The following is a 19,174-nucleotide window of genomic DNA, read 5'->3' as shown; positions in this document are numbered from 1 at the left end:
CGTCACAGGGCTGTGGAAGGCTTGTCGCCGTGGCACACCGACAGCCGATCCTCCTGATCGACTCCCCCAGCCTCTACTTCCGCGCCTACTTCGGGATCCCCGAGTCGGCCGCGAAGACCGGCGACGGCCAGCCCGTCAACGCCGTACGCGGCTTCCTCGACATGCTCGCCCAGCTCGTGCGCACCCGCCGGCCCGACCGGATGATCTGCGCGCTCGACCACGACTGGCGGCCGGCGTGGCGGGTGGAGCTGCTGCCGTCGTACAAGGCGCATCGGGTCGCACCCGAGGGCGGCGAGGTCGTGCCGGACACGCTGTCCCCGCAGGTGCCGATGATCCTGGAGGTGCTGGACGCGCTCGGCATCCCCGCCGTGGGCGCCGACGGCTACGAGGCCGACGACGTGCTCGGCACGCTCGCGGTGACCCAGCCGGGCCCGGTCGAGGTGGTCTCCGGCGACCGCGACCTGTTCCAGCTCGTCGACGACGCGCACCCGGTGCGTCTGCTCTATGTCGGCCGGGGCGTGGCCAAGCTGGACGACTGCGACGACGCGGCGGTCCGCACCCGTTACGGCGTGCCCGCCGACCGGTACGCCGACTTCGCGGCGCTGCGCGGCGACCCCAGCGACGGGCTGCCCGGCGTCGCCGGTGTCGGCGAGAAGACGGCCGCCCGGCTGATCGACCGCTACGGCGGGCTGGACGGCATCCTGGCCGCGCTCGACGATCCCCGTTCCGGTTTCGCGCCCGGGCTGCGGGCCAAGCTCGACGCCGCCCGCGACTACCTGGCCGTGGCGCCGAAGGTGGTCCGGGTCGCCACCGACGTGCCGTTGCCCGAGCTGGACCCGGCACTGCCGACGTCCCCCGCCGACCCGGACCGGCTGCTGGAGCTGGCGCAGCGCTGGAACCTGGCCGGCTCGTGCCGCCGGCTCGTCGACGCGCTGGCCGGCGACCGATCGTGATCAGTTGATCACGAGGGGCGGTCGGTGCTCCGGCGGGTCGGGAACTGGGCGCCGGGCTGCGCCAGCGTCGAGCGGGCGCGCAGGCCGACCGGGTCCGGTGCAGGCTCGGCGGCGGCCGCGTACGGCGCCTCGTCGAGCCGCGAACTGACGTACGCGGCCCCGGCCCGGTCGTCGTCCGACGGCGCGGCGAGCAGCGCGTAGACGAGCCCGACCACGCCGAAGACCACTGCCAGCACGATCGGCACCAGCAGTCCGCTCACCTCGGTGCCGGAGGCCGGGCCGCGGCTCTCGTGCAGGTGCACCGACAGCGCGCTCATGCCGGTGAAGTGCATGCCGTTGACCGCGATGCCCATGACCAGCGCCGACGCGGCGATGGCGAGCCCGCGCCGGACGGTCATCGCCAGCCAGAGCGCGACGGTGGCGGCCACGATCGCGATGACCACCGACAGCGTCACCCGCAGCGGGTCGTAGCCGAACGAGCCGTCCAGGCGCATCGCGGCCATGCCGGTGTAGTGCATGGCGGCCACCCCGGCGCCGGTGAAGAACCCGCCGGCGAGCAGCCGGGGCGCGGCGAGCCGGCCGGTGCCCACGATCGCCAGCCCGATGCCGACCGACGCCACCGCGATCGCCGTGCTGGCGGCCGTCAGCGGCACGTCGTAGCGGATCCGGGTGCCACCGACGGCGAACCCGAGCATCGCCATGAAGTGCATGGCCCAGATCGCGGTGCCGCCCAGCGCCCACGCGGCCAGCAGGCCCCACCAGGCGCGCTGACCGGCGCTGGTGGCGGTCCGGATCCGCCCGGCGCAGACCAGGCCGAGCGCCGAGCCGAGCACCGACAACGCGTAGCTGAGCGCGGGTGTGATCCATCCGTACTCGAAGTGATTGATCTCGCCCACGACGCCCTTCCCTCACCCTCGGCTCAGCGCGACCCACGGCGCCCCGGGCAATGATGGGATAGGCCCTGACCAGGGCGCGCATCGACCCCCCGACAATTCGCGGGGTGGTAGCGCCGTGACGCAGAGGTGCGTCGATTTCCGGCAATCGCTGACCGAAAGTGACCGTTAGGCGGAGGCGTGGTAGGCCAGCACGCCACGGTTGACCGCCGCGATGGCCTGCCGGGCGGTGCCGCGCAGCTCGGCCGAGGCGCCACCCGAGTCGGCGACCTGGCCGAGCAGGTCGACCACCTGGCGCGCCCAGCGGACGAAGTCGCCGGCCGGCATCTCCCCGTCGATCTGGTGGCCGCTCGCCAGCACCTTCGCCAGCGCCTCGCCGCGCGCCCACCGGTAGATCGGCCAGGCGAAGCCGAGATCCGGCTCCCGGGTGACGGCCAGGCCGCGTGCCGCCTCGTCCGCCTCGATGTCGCCCCACAGCTTGAGCGTCTCGTCGACCGCGTCGGCCACCGCGCCGCGCGGCAGCGACGCCCGCTCGTCGAAGTCCCGCCGGGCCTCGAAGACCACCACCGACACGGCGGCGGCCAGCTCGGCCGGGGACAGGCCGTCCCACACCCGGCGGCGCAGGCACTCGGCCACCAGCAGGTCGGCCTCGGTCCAGATCCGGGCCAGCATCCGCCCGGCGTCGGTGACCTCGCCGTCGGCGGCCAGGTAGCCGCGCGCGGTCAGCAACGCGACGATCCGGTCGAAGGTACGGGCCAGCGAGCCGGTCCGCCCGGACACCCGCTCGCGCAGCTCCTCGGTGTCGCGTTCCAGCCGGCGCCGCCGCTCCGCCCAGCGGGCGTGTTCCTCCCGGTCCGGGCAGGCGTGGCACGGGTGGGCGCGCAGCTCGACGCGCAGCTGGCTGAGCCGGTGGTCCTCGCCCGCCGCCTGCCGGGACCGGCCGCCCCGCCGGCCGTGCCGATCCAGGCCGGTGCCGCTGACCGCGGCGGCCAGGTCCCGCCGGGCCGCCGGCGAGCGGTGGTTGAAGTGCTTCGGCACCCGGATTCGGGTGAGCACCTCGGCCGGGGTGGTGAAGTCCCCGGGGGTGACCCGCCCGGCCCAGCGGTCCTGGGTGAGCACCAGCGGCCGGGGCTCGCCGAACCCGCCGGTGGCCGGGTCCAGCACCACCGCCAGGCCGGCCCGCCGCCCGGACGGCACCCGGATCACGTCACCGACCCGCAGCCGCTCCAGCGAGGCGACCGCCGCCGCCTTGCGCTGGGTCTGGCCCTGCCGGGCGATAGCGCGTTCCCGGTCGGCGATCGCCACCCGCAGCGCGAAGTACTCGTCGAAATCGCCGTGGTGGCAGGCGGCCTCCGCACCGTACGCCTCGATCGTCTCGGTGTTGCGCTGCACCTGCCGGGCCAGGCCGACAACCGACCGGTCGGCCTGGAACTGCGCGAACGAGGACTCCAGCAGTTCCCGGGCCGGCGCCGCGCCGACGCTGCCGACCAGGTTGACGGCCATGTTGTACGAGGGCCGGAAGCTGGAACGCAGCGGGTAGGTGCGGGTGGAGGCGAGCCCGGCGACGTGCCGGGGGTCGGTCTCCGGCGACCAGACCACCACCGCGTGGCCCTCCACGTCGATGCCCCGGCGGCCCGCCCGGCCGGTGAGCTGGGTGTACTCGCCGGGGGTGAGGTCGACGTGCGCCTCGCCGTTGAACTTGACCAGGCGTTCCAGCACCACGCAGCGGGCCGGCATGTTGATGCCCAGCGCGAGCGTCTCGGTGGCGAAGACGGCCTTGACCAGCCCGCGGACGAACAGCTCCTCGACGACCTCCTTGAACGCCGGGAGCATGCCGGCGTGGTGCGCGGCCAGGCCCCGCTCCAGGCCGTCGAGCCACTCCCAGTAGCCGAGCACGGACAGGTCCTCGCCGGGGATGGCGGTGACCCGGGACTCCACCACCCGGCGGATCTCGGCGCGTTCGTCAGGGGAGGTGAGGCGCAGCCCAGCGGCGAGGCACTGCTGCACCGCGGCGTCGCAGCCGGCCCGGCTGAAGATGAACAGGATGGCCGGGAGCAGCCCCTCCCGGTCGAGCCGGTCGACGATGTCCGGGCGCATCGGGCCGCGCCAGCGGGGACCGCGACGGCCGCCGCCGGGGCCGGCGCTGCGACCCTCGCCCAGCTCCAGCCGGCGCATCGTGTCCCGGGTGTAGCGCAGCAGCTCGGGGTGCACGTCGTGCTTGCGGGCCGCGTCGGCGTCGTGGAACAGGTCGAACATCCGCTTGCCGACGAGCATGTGCTGCCACAGCGGCACCGGGCGGTGCTCGGAGACCACCACGGCGGTCTCGCCGCGGACGGTGACCAGCCAGTCCGCGAACTCCTCGGCGTTGGAGACGGTGGCCGACAGCGACACGAGCGTGACCGACTCGGGCAGGTGGATGATCACCTCTTCCCAGACCCCGCCGCGGAACCGGTCGGCCAGGTAGTGGACCTCGTCCATCACCACGTACGCCAGGCCCTCCAGCGTGGCCGAGCCGGCGTAGAGCATGTTGCGCAGCACCTCGGTGGTCATCACCACCACCGGCGCGTCGCCGTTTATCGCGTTGTCGCCGGTGAGCAGGCCGACCTGCTCGGCGCCGTAGCGGTCCACCAGATCGTGGTACTTCTGGTTGGACAGCGCCTTGATCGGCGTGGTGTAGAAGCACTTGCGCCGGGTCGCGGGCGTGTCGCCACCGGGCCGGCCGCGCAGCGCCAGGTGCACCGCGAACTCGCCCACCACGGTCTTGCCAGCGCCGGTGGGCGCGCAGACGAGCACGCCGCTGCCCCGCTCCAGCGCCTCGCACGCCTCGCGCTGGAAGTCGTCGAGATCGAACCCGAGATCCAGTGAGAATTCGTCCAGGGCCGGGAAGGCGGAGGCCTGCGCGGCCCGGCGGCGCGCCGCGGCGTACCGCTCGGCGGGGCTCGACATGGCACCAAGATTAATCGGTGCTGCCGAGGAGTACCGGTCAAGGCCATCCGGCAGGACGGTCGGAGCGGTCGGTAGGGTGCACGACGTGCCGGACCGTACCGAACTGCCCCACGTCTCGAGCGGCGCCGACGACGCCGTCCGCCCGGGCCCGTCCCGCCGGCCCGTGGAGGCGGTGCTCTTCGACTTCCACGGCACCCTCGCCCAGGTGGAGGAGCCGCTGGCCTGGGTGCTCGCCGCCGCGGCCGCCTGCGGCGTCGAACTGGACCGGATCCGGGCCACCTCGCTGGCCGACCGGCTGCTCACCGCCGGGCGTGCCGGTGGCCCGCTACCGGCGCGGGTGCCGCCCCGGCTGGCCGAACTGTGGGCCGACCGGGATCTCTACCCGCACGCGCACCGGGGCGCGTACACCGGGCTGGCCGAGACCGTGGACACCGGCATCGACGGGTTCGCCGACGCGCTCTACGAGCGGGTGCTGGTGCCGGAGGGCTGGGTGCCGTACCCGGACACCGCTCCCGTGCTGGGTGCGCTGCGCTCGGCCGGGGTGAAGGTGGCGGTGGTCAGCAACATCGGTTTCGACCTGCGGCCGCTGTTCGCCGCCTGGGACCTCGACGCGCTCGTCGACGCGTACGCGCTGTCGTACGAGGTGGGGCGCTGCAAGCCGGACCCGGGCATCTTCCTGCGGGCCTGCGGGATGCTCGGCGTCGACCCGGAGCGCACGCTGATGGTGGGCGACACGCCGGCCGACGCGGGCGCGGTGGCAGCGGGGTGCGGGGTGCTGGTGCTGCCCAGCGCCGACGCGGGCCGCCCGAACGGGCTCGGCGCGGTGCTCGACCTGGCCGGGGCCGCCTGAGCACACCCCCCAGCGGCGCGAACGCGTCGCGGCGCACCGGATACCGTCAGGGGCATGACCGGTGTCCACCCCTTGCCGCCGCGTGCGCCGGGACGGCTCGGCGGGGTCGCGCTGGTCCTCGGCGGGGCGCTGTCGGTGCAGTTCGGCTCCGCGCTGGCCGCGCTGCTGTTCCCGCGTACCGGGGTGGCCGGCGCGGTGACGTTGCGGCTGGCCATCGGCGCGCTGCTGATGCTCGTGGTGTGCCGCCCCCGGGTACGCGGGTACGGACGCCCCGACTGGGCGGCGGTGCTGGCGTTCGGGCTGGCCCTGGCCGGCATGAACTCGATCTTCTACCAGGCGATCGAGCGGATCCCGCTCGGCCCGGCCGTCACGCTGGAGGTGCTCGGGCCGCTGGCGCTGTCGGTGATCGCCGCGCGCCGGGTGGCCGCCTGGTGCTGGGCCGCGCTGGCGCTGGCCGGTGTGGTCCTGCTCGGGCAGGGCGGGTTCGACCGGCTCGACCCGGCCGGCGCCGCGCTGGCCCTGACGGCGGGCGCCATGTGGGCCGCGTACATCGTCTGCTCGGCGCGCATCGGCGCGCGGTTCCCCGGCGCGGACGGGCTGGCCCTCGCGCTGACCGTCGCGGCGCTGCTGACGCTGCCGTTCGGGCTTGCGGACGGCGGTGGTCGCCTGGCCGACCCGATGGTGCTGGGGCTCGGTACCGGGCTGGCGCTGCTCGCCTCGGTGCTGCCGTACAGCCTGGAGCTGGCCGCGTTGCGGCGGCTGCCGACCGCGACGTTCGCGGTGATGATGAGTCTCGGTCCGGCGATCGCCGCCGTGGCCGGTTGGCTGGTGCTCGGCCAGGCGCTGCGCCCGGTCGAGGTGCTCGCCATCGCGCTCGTGGTCGCCGCGAGCGCCGGCGCGGTCCGCGCCGCCGCGCCGCCGCCCTCGCCCGCGCCGCCTTCTCCGGCGCCGCCGGCCGTTCCCGGCCCGCCGTCCGCGGCGGACCCGGCGGGGGTCAGCGCAGCAGCCGCAGCGCCGCCGGCGCGGCGGTGACTGTCACCGGCAGGTCGAGGGAGCGTTCCCCGTCGGCGTACGTGGTGATGCCCTCGGCGGCCAGCTCGACCGTCCGCGCCCGGTAGACGCGCGCCAGCGGGTGCGTGACGTGGGTGCCCTGGTAGATCTGCGGCTTGACCCGCATCAGCGTGCGCCTGTCGAACCGGCCGCCCACCACCACGTCCAGCAGGCCGTCGTGCGGGTCGGCGTCCGGGCAGATCCGCATGCCCCCGCCGTAGCTGGCCGTGTTCCCCACCGCGACGAGCACCGCGTCGACCTCCTGCGCCACCCCGTCGAGGACCAGCCGGTAGCGGCGCGGCCGCAGCCGGGCCAGCTCCACCACGATCGCCAGGTCGTACCGGCGCGGGCCGCGCGGCCAGCGCATCCGGTTCGCGCGTTCGTTGACGATCGCGTCGAAGCCGGCCGCGAGCACCGCGCCGAACCAGCGGCCGGCCTCGCCGGGCCGGGACAGCCGCGCCAGATCCACCGGCCGGGAGCGGCCGGCGGCGAGCGCCGCGGTGATCACCTCGACCGCGGCCGTCGGGTCGGCCGGGAAGCCGGTCTCCACCGCGAAGTCGTTGCCGGTGCCCGCCGGGACCGGCCCGAACGGCACATCGGTGCCGGCGACCGCCTGCATCGCCCGGTGCACGGTGCCGTCGCCGCCCACTGCGACGAGCGCCCCGGCGCCGCCGGCGACCGCGGCGTGGCACGCCGCCTCCGCCTCCTCGGGGGTACGCGCGCGCAGCAACTCGACCGGGCGGCCCGCTCCGGCGAGGCGCTCCAGGATCCCGGGCAGCAGACCGCGGTGCCGCCCCCGGCCCGCGGTCGGGTTGGCGAGCACGGCGACGGGGCCGGGCGGGACATGATCGTGCGCGGTCACGGCGAGCACCGTACGGCACAGCTCGCGCCGCCCACCAGAGCCAGGTCACACGGCGGGTGGGCGGCACACGCCGACGGCGCCCGGCAGGGGGTGCCGGGCGCCGTGGCGGGGGTGGTTCAGGGGAGGTCGATCGGGCGCAGCACCCGGTCCACCGCGTGCGCGATCTGCTTGTTGCCCTTGTTGATGTCGTACCGCACCACCTTCGCGTTGCGGTCGCTGGTGTCGGCGTCGACCAGGCGCACCTCGCGGCCGTACCAGCAGCGCTTCACGTCCACCTCGACGGTGGCGCCGAGCGCGGTGGTCAGGTCCGCGCCGTCGGCCTTCAGCGCCGCCTTCCGGTCGATCGTCGCGCCGGGCACGACGTGGTAGAGCAGGACGTCCTCCACGGTGTCCACGCCCAGGCCGGCGACCGCGTCGAACGCGGCCTTCTCGCCGGGCAGCTTCTTCGCGGCGGTGATGTCCCGCACCAGCTCGCGGAACGCGTAGTCGTTCGGCACGAACGCGGTCAGCGCGACGGTGCCGTCGGTGAGCACCTTCACCGGCGAGTCCGGCTTGGCCTGCAGCACCGTCAGGACCGCCTTGGTGAGGACGTCGAAGTCCCGCGAGTTGCGGTCGAAGCCACTCTTGTCGGCGGTGAGCACGGCGGCCAGCGACCGCGTACCCGGCTGCTTGGTGCCGGCCTGGGCGGGCACGGCGACGGCGGTGGTGGCCACCGCCGCCGCGGTGGCGCCCACGGCCAGCCGGGCGGCGAGACGAGCGATGTTCATCGGGGAGCCTTTCGTCGAAGCGACCAGGTCCGTGACTGTCGTCACGACCATTGCTTCGCCCCGACCCTCCCCGGTGGATGCACCCGGATCGACGGTTTTCGCGGCCGCCTCAGCGCACCACCAGCCGCTTGCTCACCGACGGCACGCCGTCGCCCTTGACCTTCAGCGACCAGTCCCCCGCCGCACCAAGCGTCACCACCGTCTCGGCGGTGCCGTTGGCCTCGGCCTTCATCTCGGCGACCCGCTTGCCGTCGGGGTTGAGCACGTACAGCGTCCGGGCCCCGGCGGTCTTGTTCGTCACCTTGAACGCGAGCTTCTCGCCCGGCTCCGCGATCAGGGCGTCCACACCGGTCATCGCGTCGTCGGTCAGCTCGATCGTCACCGACCGGTCGTAGGCCACCTCGGCCGCGGCGCTGGCCAGGTTGCCGTCGTCCGACACGGTGATCTTCGTACGCACGCCGTCGCCCTGCCGGCCCGGCTTGCAGGCCACCTCGTACGTGCCGGTCTGCAGCGACGCGCGCAGGTCACCGGTGCGGCCCGCCGGCACGTCCGCGACCTCGGCGATCACCTTGGTGAAGGCGTCGCCCTCCCGGCCATAGACGTAGACCCCGGTGGCCTGCTGACCCCGGTTGGTCACGGTGAAGGTGACGGTGCCCGGGGTGAACAGCGTGGTGGTGACCTCGCAGCTGGTGTCGGTGGCGGTCACCGGCACCTGCTGGCCCTTCGGCGCGGGCTCGTCGTCACCGCAGGCGGTGAGCGCGGTGGCCGCGCAGAGGACGGTCAGGACGGCGGCGGTACGGCTCTTCATCGGGTTCTCCGGTGCACAGGTCAGACGGGCTGACCGGAACGGGGCGCCGACGCACCCCGGCACACCGCCCGGGGGGCTCGGCGGAGTCAGCAGAGTCTAAGCGCGTACGGCGTCCCGGCAAGGCCCGAGGGCGACCGAAGTCCGGCCCCGGCCGGCGGTGGTCCGCGCGCGGGGCATGATGGCGGGCATGCGCCTGGTCTCCCTGCTCCCCTCCGCCACCGAGATCGTGTACGCGCTCGGCCTCGGCGACGACCTGGTCGGCGTCACGTTCGAGTGCGAGGTGCCCGCGTCGTACCGGTCGGGCACCACAGTGGTCGTCGGCGGCCGGGACACCCGCGGCATGAGTCCCGGCGACATCGACGTGTACGTCCGGGCGCAGGTGGCGGCCGGCGCCGACCTCTACACGCTGCACGCCGGTGCGCTGGCCGGGCTGGACCCGGACCTGATCCTCACCCAGGACCTGTGCCGCGTCTGCGCGCTGCCCTCGGGCCGGGTCGCCGACGCCGTGGACCACCTGGGGTGCCGGGCCGACGTGCTGTCACTCGACCCGTACACCCTCGACGACGTGCTGGAGTCGATCCGCGCGGTCGGCGCGGCGGCCCGGGTGCCGGAACGCGCGGAGGCCCTCGTCGACGGTCTGCGGGCCCGGCTCGCGGCGGTCCGCGCGGCGGTGGCGGGCCGGCCCCGGCCACGGGTCGCGGTGGTCGAGTGGGTCGACCCGCCGTTCGGCGCCGGGCACTGGATCCCCGACCTGGTCGACGTCGCCGGAGGCGAGCCGGTCGCCACCCATCGCGGCGCCCGGTCCACGCCCACCACCTGGGCGGCGCTACGGTCCGCCCGTCCCGAGGTGGTGCTGGTGGCGCCCTGCGGATTCCGTCTCGGCGGCGCGGCCGAGCAGGCCGCCGCGGTGGCCGGTCACTTCCCGGACGCGCAGGTGTGGGCGCTGGACGCGGACGGGCTGATCGTGCGCGCCGGGCCGCGCCTGGTCGACGGCGCCGAGACCATAGCCGCTATCCTACACCCGGATTCCGTCCCCCCACCCCACCCCACAGCAGCCCGCCGCCTCACCTGACCGCCCCGCCCCGCCCCGCCCCGCCCCGGCGATCTTGCAGTTTCGGCCCCGGCAAAGAGTGGATATCGGGCACTGGGCGGGCACAAAGTCCAAGATCGACGTGGGATGGGGTGGGGCGCGCCGGGAGGGCTCGGAAAGGCTGCCGTGGAAACGCGGACGCCGTCCCCGTGAGGTGGGGACGGCGTCCGGCGGTGAGCGGGGTCGGTCAGGTCATGTCGTCGTAGCGGCGCTCGATCGGCTTCGGGGCGACGATCGGCTCGGGTGCGCCGATCGGCTCGGACGCCGCGATCCGGCCGCCGGTGGGCACCGGCTCGTCCGACAGGTCCAGCGGTGACACCTCGTCGTCGGCGATGCCGGCGTAGGCCTCACGGCCGCGGCCGCGCCGCCTGTCGTTGAGGAACGCCACCCCCACCGCGGCGAAGTAGAGCGCGCAGAGGCAGATCGCCAGCGCGGTCATGCCGAACGGGTCGGGCGTCGGCGTCACCACGGCGGAGAACGCGAAGAACACGAACACCGCCACCCGCCACCAGCTCAGCAGTCGCTTGGCGCTGGCCAGGCCGACGAAGTTGAGCATCAGCACGATCAGCGGGAACTCGAACGCCACACCGAACAGCAGGATCAGGTTCGTGACGAACGATATGTAGCGGGTCACCTCGAGATTGGTCGCGATGTCGTCGCCGGAGACGTCGAGCAGGAACTCGAGCCCCTTGGTGGTGACGAAGAACGCCAGCACCGCGCCGGCCGCGAACAGCGGGGCCGCCAGGGCGGTGAAGACGTACGCGTACCGCCGCTCGTGGCGGTGCAGGCCGGGTGCGATGAACGCCCAGAGCTGGTAGAGCCAGATCGGCGCGGCGATGATCAGGCCCACCCAGAGGCCGATCTTGAGGTTCAGCAGGAAGACGTCGGCGACACCGAGCTGCACGAACTTGCACTTGCCGGTCGCCGGGTCGAACGACTGCGGCAGGTCGCAGTAGGGCTTCGACAGCAGCACCCGGACCGGCTCGGCCAGCCAGATGCCGAAGCCGAAGCCGACCAGGATCGCCAGCGACGCCCGGAACAGCCGGTTACGCAGCTCACGGATGTGCTCGATGAGCGTCATCGAGCCGTCGGCGGCCCGCGCGAAGTTGCTCGGGCCGCGCTTCTTCAACCCGAAGGCCACGGTGATTGAGGCCCTCTCGGATCAGTTCTCGCGGACGCGCTGCACCGGGTCGGCCGGCGGGGCCACGGGCTGCTGCGGCTGCGGCGCGTACGGCTGCTGCGTGTACTGCTGCTGGGCGTACGGCTGCCCCTGCACGGGCTGCTGCGGCTGGAGCGGCTGGTAGCCGGCCTGCGCGTCGGCCTTCTCGGCGAGATCGCGGTCGTCGTCGTGCAGGCTCTTGGTCTCGGCCTTGATGATCCGCAGCGAGCGGCCCAGCGAGCGGGCCGCGTCGGGGAGCCGCTTCGCGCCGAACAGCAGGATCAGCACGACCACGAGTACGGCGATGTGCCACGGCTTGAGGGCACCCATGGGAAGCTCCAGTCGCTCTGTGTCGGTGAGGGGTGGGTCGTCGCCCATCGTACGTGTGTCGCAGCGGCTTGCCACCCCCGCGGGCCTGCCGGTGCGGGCCCGATCGGTGAAGTTTCGACCAACCCGAAGTGTCCCGTCAACCGTCCAGGTCCGCGCATTCCTGCGCGTAACCACCCGGGAACGCGCAGACGACGCTCACCGGGCCGACAGCCGTCGATCAGTCGCCGCGCTTGGCCTTGATCAACGTGATCCGCTCCTGCGCGAGCGCCGCCCGCTCCTGGAGCGACTCGGCCCGCGCCTGCAACTGCTCGGCGGCCGACCGCAGCGACTCCGCCTCGCCCGCCCGGCGCTGCAACGCCAGCGCGGAACGGCGCAGCCCAGGCAGGCGGCTCACCACCGGACGGATCGCCAGGGCCAGTACGACCAGCGCGAACACCACGACCCCGAGCACGATCCACGTCACCACGGCGGTCAGCCTATCGGGTGACGCCGGCCGCCGCCGGGTCGGCGCTGCCGGCCGGGGTGGCGTACGCGTCGAGCGCGGCCACGGCCTGGGCGCGTACCTGCTCGGCCAGCTCGGCCGGGGCCACCACGGTCACCTCCGGGCCGAGCCCGAGCACGAACCGCCGGGCCCACCCGAGGTCGGTGACGCGCAGCGACACCACCCACTGCTCGCCGTCGGCCTCGACCCGCTCGCACGGATAGTATTCGGTGATCCACCGCTCGCCCCGGCCGATCCGCAGCGTGATCAGCGGCAGGTCGGCCGACGGGCGGAACACCCCGTCGCTCAGATCGTGCGGGCGGGCCTGCGGCGGCACGACCGCCTGCTCCGGCAGCTCGGTCACCGCGTCGATCCGGTCCGCCCGGAACAGCCGCACCGCCTCGGCGCGGCGGCACCACGCCTCCACGTACGCCCGGCCGCCGACCATCAGCATCCGCAGCGGGTCGATGGTGCGTTCGGTGGTCTCGTCCCGGGCCGCCGTGTAGTAGGTGATCCGCAGCGCCCGGCCACGCTCGACGGCGGCGCGCAGCTCGCGTACCCGGGCGCTGTCACCTGGCAGACGGACCTCGACCGGCGCTCCGGCCAGGTCACCGGCGGCGTTCTCGATCTTGGCGAGTGCCCGCTCGACCGCCTCCCGGTTGGCCACGCCCGGCGTCTCGGCGATCATCCGCAGCGCCACCACCAGAGCCAGGGCCTCGTCCGGGGTGAGCCGCAGCGGCCGGTCGATGCCGGCGTCGTAGGTGATCGTCACCCGGTCGCCGTCGAACGCCATGTCGATCAGGTCACCGGGGCCGTAGCCGGGCAGCCCGCACACCCAGAGCAGTTCCAGGTCCTCCCGGAGCTGCTTCTCGGTCACGCCGAGGTCGTGCGCCGCCTCGGCGATCTCGATGCCGGGCCGGGCCAGCAGGTAGGGCACCAGGTTGAGCAGCCGCGCCAGCCGGTCGGCGGAGGCACGGCCCGCGCGGGCCGCCGGGCGGGTCACCGGGCACCCCCGGTCACTGCCAGCTCGTCGTGGCGGGCGGCGACCTCCTTGAGGCGCTGGATGACCGCCTCCCGCACCTCCGGTGGCTCCAGCACGCGGACGTCCGGGCCGTACCCGACGATCTGACCGGCCAGGTAGTCGGCGTCGGCGTACGGCAGCACCAGCCGGTCGCCGTCCGGACCGGCCTGGCACTCCACCGCCCAGCGGCGCAGCCCGGCGGCGCGCCCCGGTGTGGCCAGCACGGTGGCCCGGCCGGTGCGCTCCACCGGCCCGGACCAGCGGGCCACGTGGCTGATCAGGTCGACACCGGCGGGCGGCTCGTAGGCGCCCGGCTCGCCGGTCGCCCGGACCGTGCCGACCACCCGGGACAGCCGGAAGCAGCGGGTCGCCGCGCGGTCCAGGTCGTGGCCGACCACGTACCACCGGCCGCGCCAGCACACCACGCCCCACGGCTGCACCCGGCGGCGGGTGGGCGCGTCCCGGTCCGGCACCCGGTAGTCGAAGCTCACCTCGCGGCGGTCCCGCGCGGCGGCGGTGAGCGGCGCGAACGCCGGGTCGACAGTCACCATCGGCTCCAGGCCCAGCGTGGCCTGCGGGTCGACGTCGATGCCGGCGGCGCGCAGCTTCGCCAGCCCGGACGACGCGGCAGCGGCCAGGCCGGCGTGCTGCCACAGCCGAGCGGCGATGCCCACCGCGGCGGCCTCGTCCGGTTCGAGCGGGATGTCGGGCAACGCGTACGCGCGCGGCGCGATCCGGTAACCCGGCTCGGCGTCGAAGACGCTCGCCGTGCCGGTCTCCAGCGGCACCCCCAGCTCACGCAGCTCGGCCTTGTCGCGCTCGAACTTGCGCTGGAACGCCTCGTGGTCCTTGGCGTCGTCCGGGTCGTGCTCGTAGCCGGGCACGGTCGCGGCGATCTGCGCGGCGGTCAGGAAGCGTCGCGTCGACAGCAGGCAGATCACCAGGTTGACCAGGCGTTCGGTACGGGTCCGGGACACGGCCCAAACGCTAGCAGCCCGCACGTCGGGCGCGGGCACCCGCGCGGCGCGGCGCGGGGGTCTTCCCGCCCGGCGGCGGACATCGACCGGTCATAGGGTGATCGCATGGCGGAACCGGAGGTCAAGACCGAGAGCGTCGGCACCGTCGTGGTGGCCGGCGCGGCGAACCTCGCCATCGCCGTCGCCAAGCTGGTCGCGGGCCTGATCTCCGGCTCGGCGGCGATGCTCTCCGAGGCCGCCCACTCGCTCGCCGACACCACCACCGAGGTACTGCTCTACCTGGCACTGCGCCGCGGCGCGCGGCCCGCCGACACCCGGCACCCCTTCGGGTACGGCAAGGAGAGCTACGTCTGGGCGTTCCTCGCCGCGCTGTTCACCTTCGTCGCCGGGGCGGGCTTCGCCATCACGCACGGCGTCACCACCATCCTGGTGCACGAGCACAGCGGCGAATACCTCGTCGCGTACGTGGTGCTGGCGGTCTCCTTCGCGATCGAGTCGGTGTCGCTGGCCCGGGCGGTCCGGCAGGTGCGCGGCGAGTCCCGCCGCTGGGGCACCACCCCGCGCCGCTACCTGCGCCTGACCGCCGACACCACCGTCAAGGCGGTCTTCCTGGAGGACAGCGCCGCGCTGATCGGCCTGCTGATCGCCGCCGGCGGGCTCACCCTGTCGCACCTGACCGGCGACGAGTTGTACGACGGCATCGCCTCGATCCTCATCGGCGTGCTGCTGCTCGTGGTCGCCGCCGTCCTGGCGCGCAGCAACATCTCGCTGCTGGTGGGCCGCTCGGTGTCGGACCGGCTGCACCGGCGCATCGAACGGGAACTGGCCGACGTGCCGACGGTGGACCGGGTCGACACGCTGATGACCATGTTCCTCGGCCCGGACGACATCCTCGTCGCCGCCAAGGTCGACTTCCGCGACGACGCCACCGGCGCCGACATCGAGGCCGCTGCCGACGAGGCCGAACGCCGGCTCACCGGGCACTTCCCGGAGATCGCGTACGTCTTCCTCGACCCCACCCGGTCCCGCTCGGCCGGCCGGCCGGCCCGCACCACCCAGGACGAGGCGGGCCGCCCGGTCGACGACCCGGACGCCTGACCCGCCCGGCGCCCGTCCCGGTGGCGGCCGATACCGTGCACCGCATGGTGCGATGGCGGTCCGGCACGGTGACGACGGTACGGCGACGGTGGACCGGCGCCGTCGAACTCGACGTCGACCTGCCCGACGGCACCAGGATGCGCGCCCTGGCCTACCCGGCCCTGGTCGGCGAGCCGGAACCCGGCGACCGGGTGCTGCTCAACGCGGGCGCGCTGCTGATGGGCCTCGGCACCGGCGGCTACGCGCTGGTCGTCGCGCTGCCCGACCGGCTGCCCCCGGACCCGCCGCAGGCCGGCGACAGCCGCGACGCCGGGCATCTGGTCAAGGCCCGCTACACGCCACTGCAACCGATCCTGCTCGGCGTGGACGAGGAAGCGTCACCGCACCACGACCGGCTCGCCGCCGCCGACACCGTCGACGGCATGCCGGTGGTCACCGCCGACCTGCACTCCGCGCTGCCGGCGATCCTGGCCGGGGTACGCGCCGACGCGCCCGACGCCCGGGTCGCGTACGTGCTGACCGACGGCGGGGCGCTGCCGGCCTGGTTCTCCCGCACCCTGGCCGGGCTGGCCGGGCACCTCGTGGGGACGGTGAGCGTGGGCCAGGCGTTCGGCGGCGACCTGGAGGCGAGCACGCTGCACAGCGGCCTGCTCGCCGCCCGGCACGTGCTCGACGCCGACCTGACGATCGTCGCCCAAGGTCCGGGCAACCTCGGCACCGGCACCCGGTGGGGCTTCTCCGGCGTCGCCGTCGGCGAGGCGGTGAACGCGATCGCCACGCTGGGCGGACGCCCGGTCGGCTCGCTGCGCATCTCCGACGCCGACGCCCGGCCCCGGCACCGCGGCGTCTCCCACCACAGCCTGACCGCGTACGGCCGGGTCGCGCTGGCCCCCGCGGAGCTGGTCGTGCCGGATGGTCTCGACCCCGGCCTGGCCGCGGAGGTCGCCGCCGCGCTGACGCCGCTGGCCGACCGGCACCGGATCGTCACCGTGCCGACGGACGGCCTGGACGCGGCGCTGCGGGCAAGTCCGGTAGGCCTGTCCACGATGAGCCGGGGCCTGGACGCCGACCACGCCTACTTCCTGGCCGCGGCCGCCGCCGGCCGGTACGCGGCGGGCCTGCTGAACTGACCGGCGCGGCCCGCTACCGGACCCCGGTGGCCGGCGTCGCGGGACAGGCGCGGCCGGCGTCGCGGACTCGGCTGACCAGCGCGGCGCTCAGCCGAGGAAGAGGATCAGCCCGAGCCAGGCGCCCACGATCAGCGCCAGCGCCACCGCCAGCACCCATGTCGGCACCGTGTAGTCGCCGCGCCTGTTGCGTTCGATCTCGGCGCGGATCTTCTCCCGCCGGCGGTCGATCCAGTTGAGCTTCTCGGTGCCGTCACGGTCCGAGGACGTCTCGCGGCCGGGCCCACCGGCGGATTCGGAAGTGTTCATCGCGACGCCAGCGTACCCGTGGACGGGCGGCCGGTGCCGGGCACCGGCCGCCCGCACGATCACATGCTGGCGATCAGCCGTTCCACCCGCTCGTCGTAGGCCCGGAACGGGTCCTTGCACAGCACCGTGCGCTGCGCCTGGTCGTTCAGCTTCAGGTGCACCCAGTCCACGGTGAAGTCGCGCCGCTTCTCCTGCGCGTGCCGGATGAACTCGCCGCGCAGCCGCGCCCGGGTCGTCTGCGGCGGCGTCTCCTTCGCCTCGAAGATCTCCGGGTCGGTCGCCACCCGGTCCACCTCGCGGCGGCGCTCCAGCAGCCCGTACAGGCCGCGCCCGCGCCGCAGGTCGTGGTAGGCCAGGTCCATCTGCGCCACCCGCGGGTGCGACAGCGGCAGGTCGTGCTTGCGCTGGTAGCGCTCGATCAGCTTCAGCTTGGTGACCCAGTCGATCTCCCGGGCCACCGGGTCCAGGTCGCCGGTCTCGACCGCGCGCAGCACCCGGCCCCACAGGTCGACCACTCGCTTCGCGGTCTGGTCGCCGCCCCGGCGCTCCACGAACTCCGTCGCCTTGGCCAGGTATTCCTGCTGGATCTCGAGCGCCGAGACCTCCTTGCCGGAGGCCAGCCGCACCTTGCGCCGGCCGGTGATGTCGTGCGACACCTCGCGGATGGCCCGGATCGGGTTCTCCAGCGTCAGGTCGCGCATCACCACGCCGGCCTCGATCATCCGCAGCACGATGTCGGCGGTGCCGACCTTCAGCAGCGTGGTGACCTCGTTCATGTTCGAGTCGCCGACGATCACGTGCAGCCGGCGGTAGCGCTCCGCGTCCGCGTGCGGCTCGTCCCGGGTGTTGATGATCGGCCGGCTGCGGGTCGTCGCCGACGAGACGCCCTCCCAGATGTGCTCGGCCCGCTGGGACAGGCAGTAGACCGCGCCGCGCGGCGTCTGCAGCACCTTGCCCGCACCGCAGATCAACTGCCGGGTGACCAGGAACGGGATGAGCACGTCGGCCAGCCGGCCGAACTCGCCGTGCCGGGACACCAGGTAGTTCTCGTGGCAGCCGTACGAGTTGCCGGCCGAGTCGGTGTTGTTCTTGAACAGGTAGATCTCGCCCGCGATGCCCTCGTCGTGCAGCCGCTTCTCCGCGTCGACGAGCAGCCCCTCCAGGATCCGCTCACCGGCCCGGTCGTGTGCCACCAGGTCGGTCACCGAGTCGCACTCCGGAGTCGCGTACTCCGGGTGCGAACCGACGTCGAGATAGAGGCGGGCGCCGTTGCGGAGGAACACGTTGCTCGACCGGCCCCACGACACCACCCGCCGGAACAGGTACCGCGCGACCTCGTCGGGGGACAGTCGGCGTTGCCCGCGATAGGTGCAGGTGACGCCGTACTCGGTTTCGAGGCCGAAGATTCGCCGCTCCATGATGAGACACTAGCCGCCCGGAGCCTCCGATGGGCAGCGCCGACGCTCGCCGCTTGCGATCTCCCCCACCGGATCGGGGAGGTGGCGGGCTCCGTACACGAAAGACCCCGCCACCTCGGCGAGGTGGCGGGGTCCGCGAGCGCGGATCTCACTCGGCGGGCTTGTCCTCCGCGTTGCCCTCCAGATCGGCCGAACCCGCCGACGTGGTCGGCTTCTTCGCCTCCTCCGTCGGCACCGTCGGCGTCTTCGCCCGGCCCGGCGCCGGCGCGACGTCCCCCTCGGCCTCGCCGTTCAGCAGCGCGGTCAGCGCCGCGCCGGTGATCCGCCGGAACGTACGCCCCACCCGGCGCCGGTCCAGGACCGCCACCTCGAGCTGGTTCGCGGCGATCGTGCGGGCCGCACCACCCTCGCCGCCGACGCTGCTCAGCGCCTTCATGGCGGCGCGGACCGCCTCCGACAGCGACATCTCCGGCCGGTGCTCGTTCTTCAGCACCCCGCTGATCGCCTCGGCCTGGCCACCCATCGCCATCCGGCCCGGCTCGTCGTTCACCGAGCCGTCGTAGGTCACCCGGTAGAGGGAGTCGTCCTCGGCGCTGGCGCCCACCTCGGCCACGCAGATCTCCACCTCGAACGGCTTCGACTGCTCGGTGAAGATCGCGCCGAGCGTCTGCGCGTACGCGTTCGCCAGGGCCAGGCCGGTCACGTCGCGCCGGTCGTAGCTGAGCCCGTTGAGGTCGGCCATCCGCACGCCCGCGCGGCGCAGGTTCTCGAACTCGTTGTACCGGCCGACAGCGGCGAAGCCGATCCGGTCGTAGATCTCGCTGACCTTGTGCAGCGTGCTGGACAGGTTCTCGGCGACGAAGAGCACCCCGCCCGCGTAGCTCAGGACCACCGCGCTGCGGCCCCGGGCGATGCCCTTGCGGGCCAGCTCGGAGCGGTCGCGCATGATCTGCTCGGGCGAGGCGTAGAACTGCATGGCCACGGCGGCGGTTCTCCTTCTGCGGGACTGCTGACTCGGTGGACGGTGCGGGGCGG

General features: G+C 74.1%; 19 protein-coding genes. 6 read left to right on the top strand and 13 right to left on the bottom strand.

The window, feature by feature from the left end; all coding sequences use genetic code 11:
* Window positions 1-29 precede the first annotated feature (29 nt).
* On the top strand, window positions 30-953 hold the full coding sequence (locus tag SM452_RS18780) for a 5'-3' exonuclease (RefSeq protein ID WP_357208764.1): 924 nt from the start codon (window positions 30-32) through the stop codon (window positions 951-953).
* A gap of 8 nt (window positions 954-961) precedes the next feature.
* Here SM452_RS18780 and SM452_RS18775 read toward each other — a convergent pair whose 3' ends face one another.
* Together SM452_RS18775 and SM452_RS18770 are read right to left on the bottom strand one after the other, a co-directional pair.
* The gene (locus SM452_RS18775; protein WP_357208762.1) at window positions 962-1,849 is read right to left on the bottom strand and encodes an MHYT domain-containing protein; all 888 of its coding nucleotides are present in this window, start codon (window positions 1,847-1,849) and stop codon (window positions 962-964) included.
* Between the two features lie 165 nt (window positions 1,850-2,014).
* Window positions 2,015-4,792 (bottom strand): DEAD/DEAH box helicase, encoded by a 2,778-nt coding sequence (locus tag SM452_RS18770; RefSeq protein WP_463840380.1) that lies wholly within the window; start codon window positions 4,790-4,792, stop codon window positions 2,015-2,017.
* 85 nt (window positions 4,793-4,877) lie between these two features.
* On the opposite strand from SM452_RS18770, the gene SM452_RS18765 reads away from it, so the two are divergent.
* Together SM452_RS18765 and SM452_RS18760 are read left to right on the top strand one after the other, a co-directional pair.
* Complete coding sequence (locus SM452_RS18765) at window positions 4,878-5,642, top strand: HAD family hydrolase (RefSeq protein ID WP_410054974.1); 765 nt, start codon at window positions 4,878-4,880, stop codon at window positions 5,640-5,642.
* A gap of 54 nt (window positions 5,643-5,696) precedes the next feature.
* Window positions 5,697-6,674, top strand: a complete 978-nt coding sequence (locus SM452_RS18760) for an EamA family transporter (RefSeq protein WP_463840379.1) — start codon at window positions 5,697-5,699, stop codon at window positions 6,672-6,674.
* Here the strand turns inward: SM452_RS18760 and SM452_RS18755 are convergent.
* The 3 genes from SM452_RS18755 to SM452_RS18745 all read right to left on the bottom strand — a co-directional run bounded on the left by SM452_RS18755 (window position 6,637) and on the right by SM452_RS18745 (window position 9,129).
* Window positions 6,637-7,563: a diacylglycerol kinase family protein gene (locus tag SM452_RS18755; RefSeq protein WP_355512564.1), complete on the bottom strand. Its 927-nt coding sequence runs from the start codon at window positions 7,561-7,563 to the stop codon at window positions 6,637-6,639. The genes SM452_RS18760 and SM452_RS18755 overlap by 38 nt on opposite strands.
* 107 nt (window positions 7,564-7,670) lie before the next feature.
* Window positions 7,671-8,321 (bottom strand): fasciclin domain-containing protein, encoded by a 651-nt coding sequence (locus SM452_RS18750; protein WP_410054970.1) that lies wholly within the window; start codon window positions 8,319-8,321, stop codon window positions 7,671-7,673.
* A gap of 109 nt (window positions 8,322-8,430) precedes the next feature.
* A complete protein-coding gene (locus tag SM452_RS18745) occupies window positions 8,431-9,129 on the bottom strand; it encodes a hypothetical protein (RefSeq protein WP_064446096.1) in 699 nt (232 codons plus the stop codon).
* Window positions 9,130-9,316: 187 nt separating this feature from the next.
* On the opposite strand from SM452_RS18745, the gene SM452_RS18740 reads away from it, so the two are divergent.
* Window positions 9,317-10,201: an ABC transporter substrate-binding protein gene (locus SM452_RS18740; RefSeq protein WP_355512568.1), complete on the top strand. Its 885-nt coding sequence runs from the start codon at window positions 9,317-9,319 to the stop codon at window positions 10,199-10,201.
* Window positions 10,202-10,406: 205 nt separating this feature from the next.
* Here SM452_RS18740 and tatC read toward each other — a convergent pair whose 3' ends face one another.
* From tatC to SM452_RS18715, 5 genes are all read right to left on the bottom strand, one after another.
* Window positions 10,407-11,360, bottom strand: a complete 954-nt coding sequence (gene tatC / locus SM452_RS18735) for a twin-arginine translocase subunit TatC (protein WP_262016164.1) — start codon at window positions 11,358-11,360, stop codon at window positions 10,407-10,409.
* Window positions 11,361-11,381: 21 nt separating this feature from the next.
* Window positions 11,382-11,708 carry a Sec-independent protein translocase subunit TatA gene (gene tatA / locus SM452_RS18730; RefSeq protein WP_194801580.1) on the bottom strand — a complete coding sequence of 109 codons (327 nt, stop codon included), beginning with the start codon at window positions 11,706-11,708 and terminating at the stop codon, window positions 11,382-11,384.
* A 217-nt stretch (window positions 11,709-11,925) separates the two neighbouring features.
* Window positions 11,926-12,174, bottom strand: a complete 249-nt coding sequence (locus tag SM452_RS18725) for a hypothetical protein (protein ID WP_135239965.1) — start codon at window positions 12,172-12,174, stop codon at window positions 11,926-11,928.
* Window positions 12,175-12,184: 10 nt separating this feature from the next.
* Window positions 12,185-13,192, bottom strand: a complete 1,008-nt coding sequence (locus SM452_RS18720; protein ID WP_135239964.1) for a helix-turn-helix transcriptional regulator — start codon at window positions 13,190-13,192, stop codon at window positions 12,185-12,187.
* Complete coding sequence (locus SM452_RS18715; protein ID WP_013286115.1) at window positions 13,189-14,187, bottom strand: helix-turn-helix transcriptional regulator; 999 nt, start codon at window positions 14,185-14,187, stop codon at window positions 13,189-13,191. The genes SM452_RS18720 and SM452_RS18715 overlap by 4 nt, the downstream gene beginning before the upstream one ends.
* 105 nt (window positions 14,188-14,292) lie before the next feature.
* Between SM452_RS18715 and SM452_RS18710 the strand changes: the two genes are divergently transcribed.
* Together SM452_RS18710 and SM452_RS18705 are read left to right on the top strand one after the other, a co-directional pair.
* Window positions 14,293-15,285, top strand: coding sequence for a cation diffusion facilitator family transporter (locus SM452_RS18710; RefSeq protein WP_463840378.1), 993 nt, complete (start codon window positions 14,293-14,295; stop codon window positions 15,283-15,285).
* Between the two features lie 44 nt (window positions 15,286-15,329).
* Window positions 15,330-16,415 carry a DUF3866 family protein gene (locus SM452_RS18705; RefSeq protein ID WP_355512575.1) on the top strand — a complete coding sequence of 362 codons (1,086 nt, stop codon included), beginning with the start codon at window positions 15,330-15,332 and terminating at the stop codon, window positions 16,413-16,415.
* 87 nt (window positions 16,416-16,502) lie between these two features.
* Here SM452_RS18705 and SM452_RS18700 read toward each other — a convergent pair whose 3' ends face one another.
* The 3 genes from SM452_RS18700 to prcA form a co-directional block, all read right to left on the bottom strand.
* Window positions 16,503-16,721 carry a hypothetical protein gene (locus tag SM452_RS18700; RefSeq protein WP_262016167.1) on the bottom strand — a complete coding sequence of 73 codons (219 nt, stop codon included), beginning with the start codon at window positions 16,719-16,721 and terminating at the stop codon, window positions 16,503-16,505.
* A gap of 59 nt (window positions 16,722-16,780) precedes the next feature.
* Window positions 16,781-18,139 (bottom strand): Pup--protein ligase, encoded by a 1,359-nt coding sequence (pafA, locus tag SM452_RS18695; RefSeq protein WP_013286109.1) that lies wholly within the window; start codon window positions 18,137-18,139, stop codon window positions 16,781-16,783.
* Between the two features lie 148 nt (window positions 18,140-18,287).
* Window positions 18,288-19,121 (bottom strand): proteasome subunit alpha, encoded by an 834-nt coding sequence (gene prcA, locus SM452_RS18690; protein WP_262016168.1) that lies wholly within the window; start codon window positions 19,119-19,121, stop codon window positions 18,288-18,290.
* Window positions 19,122-19,174: the final 53 nt, after the last annotated feature.

The sequence above is a fragment of the Micromonospora sp. SYSU B005 genome, assembly GCF_055362685.1.
Note: the sequence above shows the minus strand (reverse complement) of the source record. Positions and strands in the feature narration are given on the sequence as shown.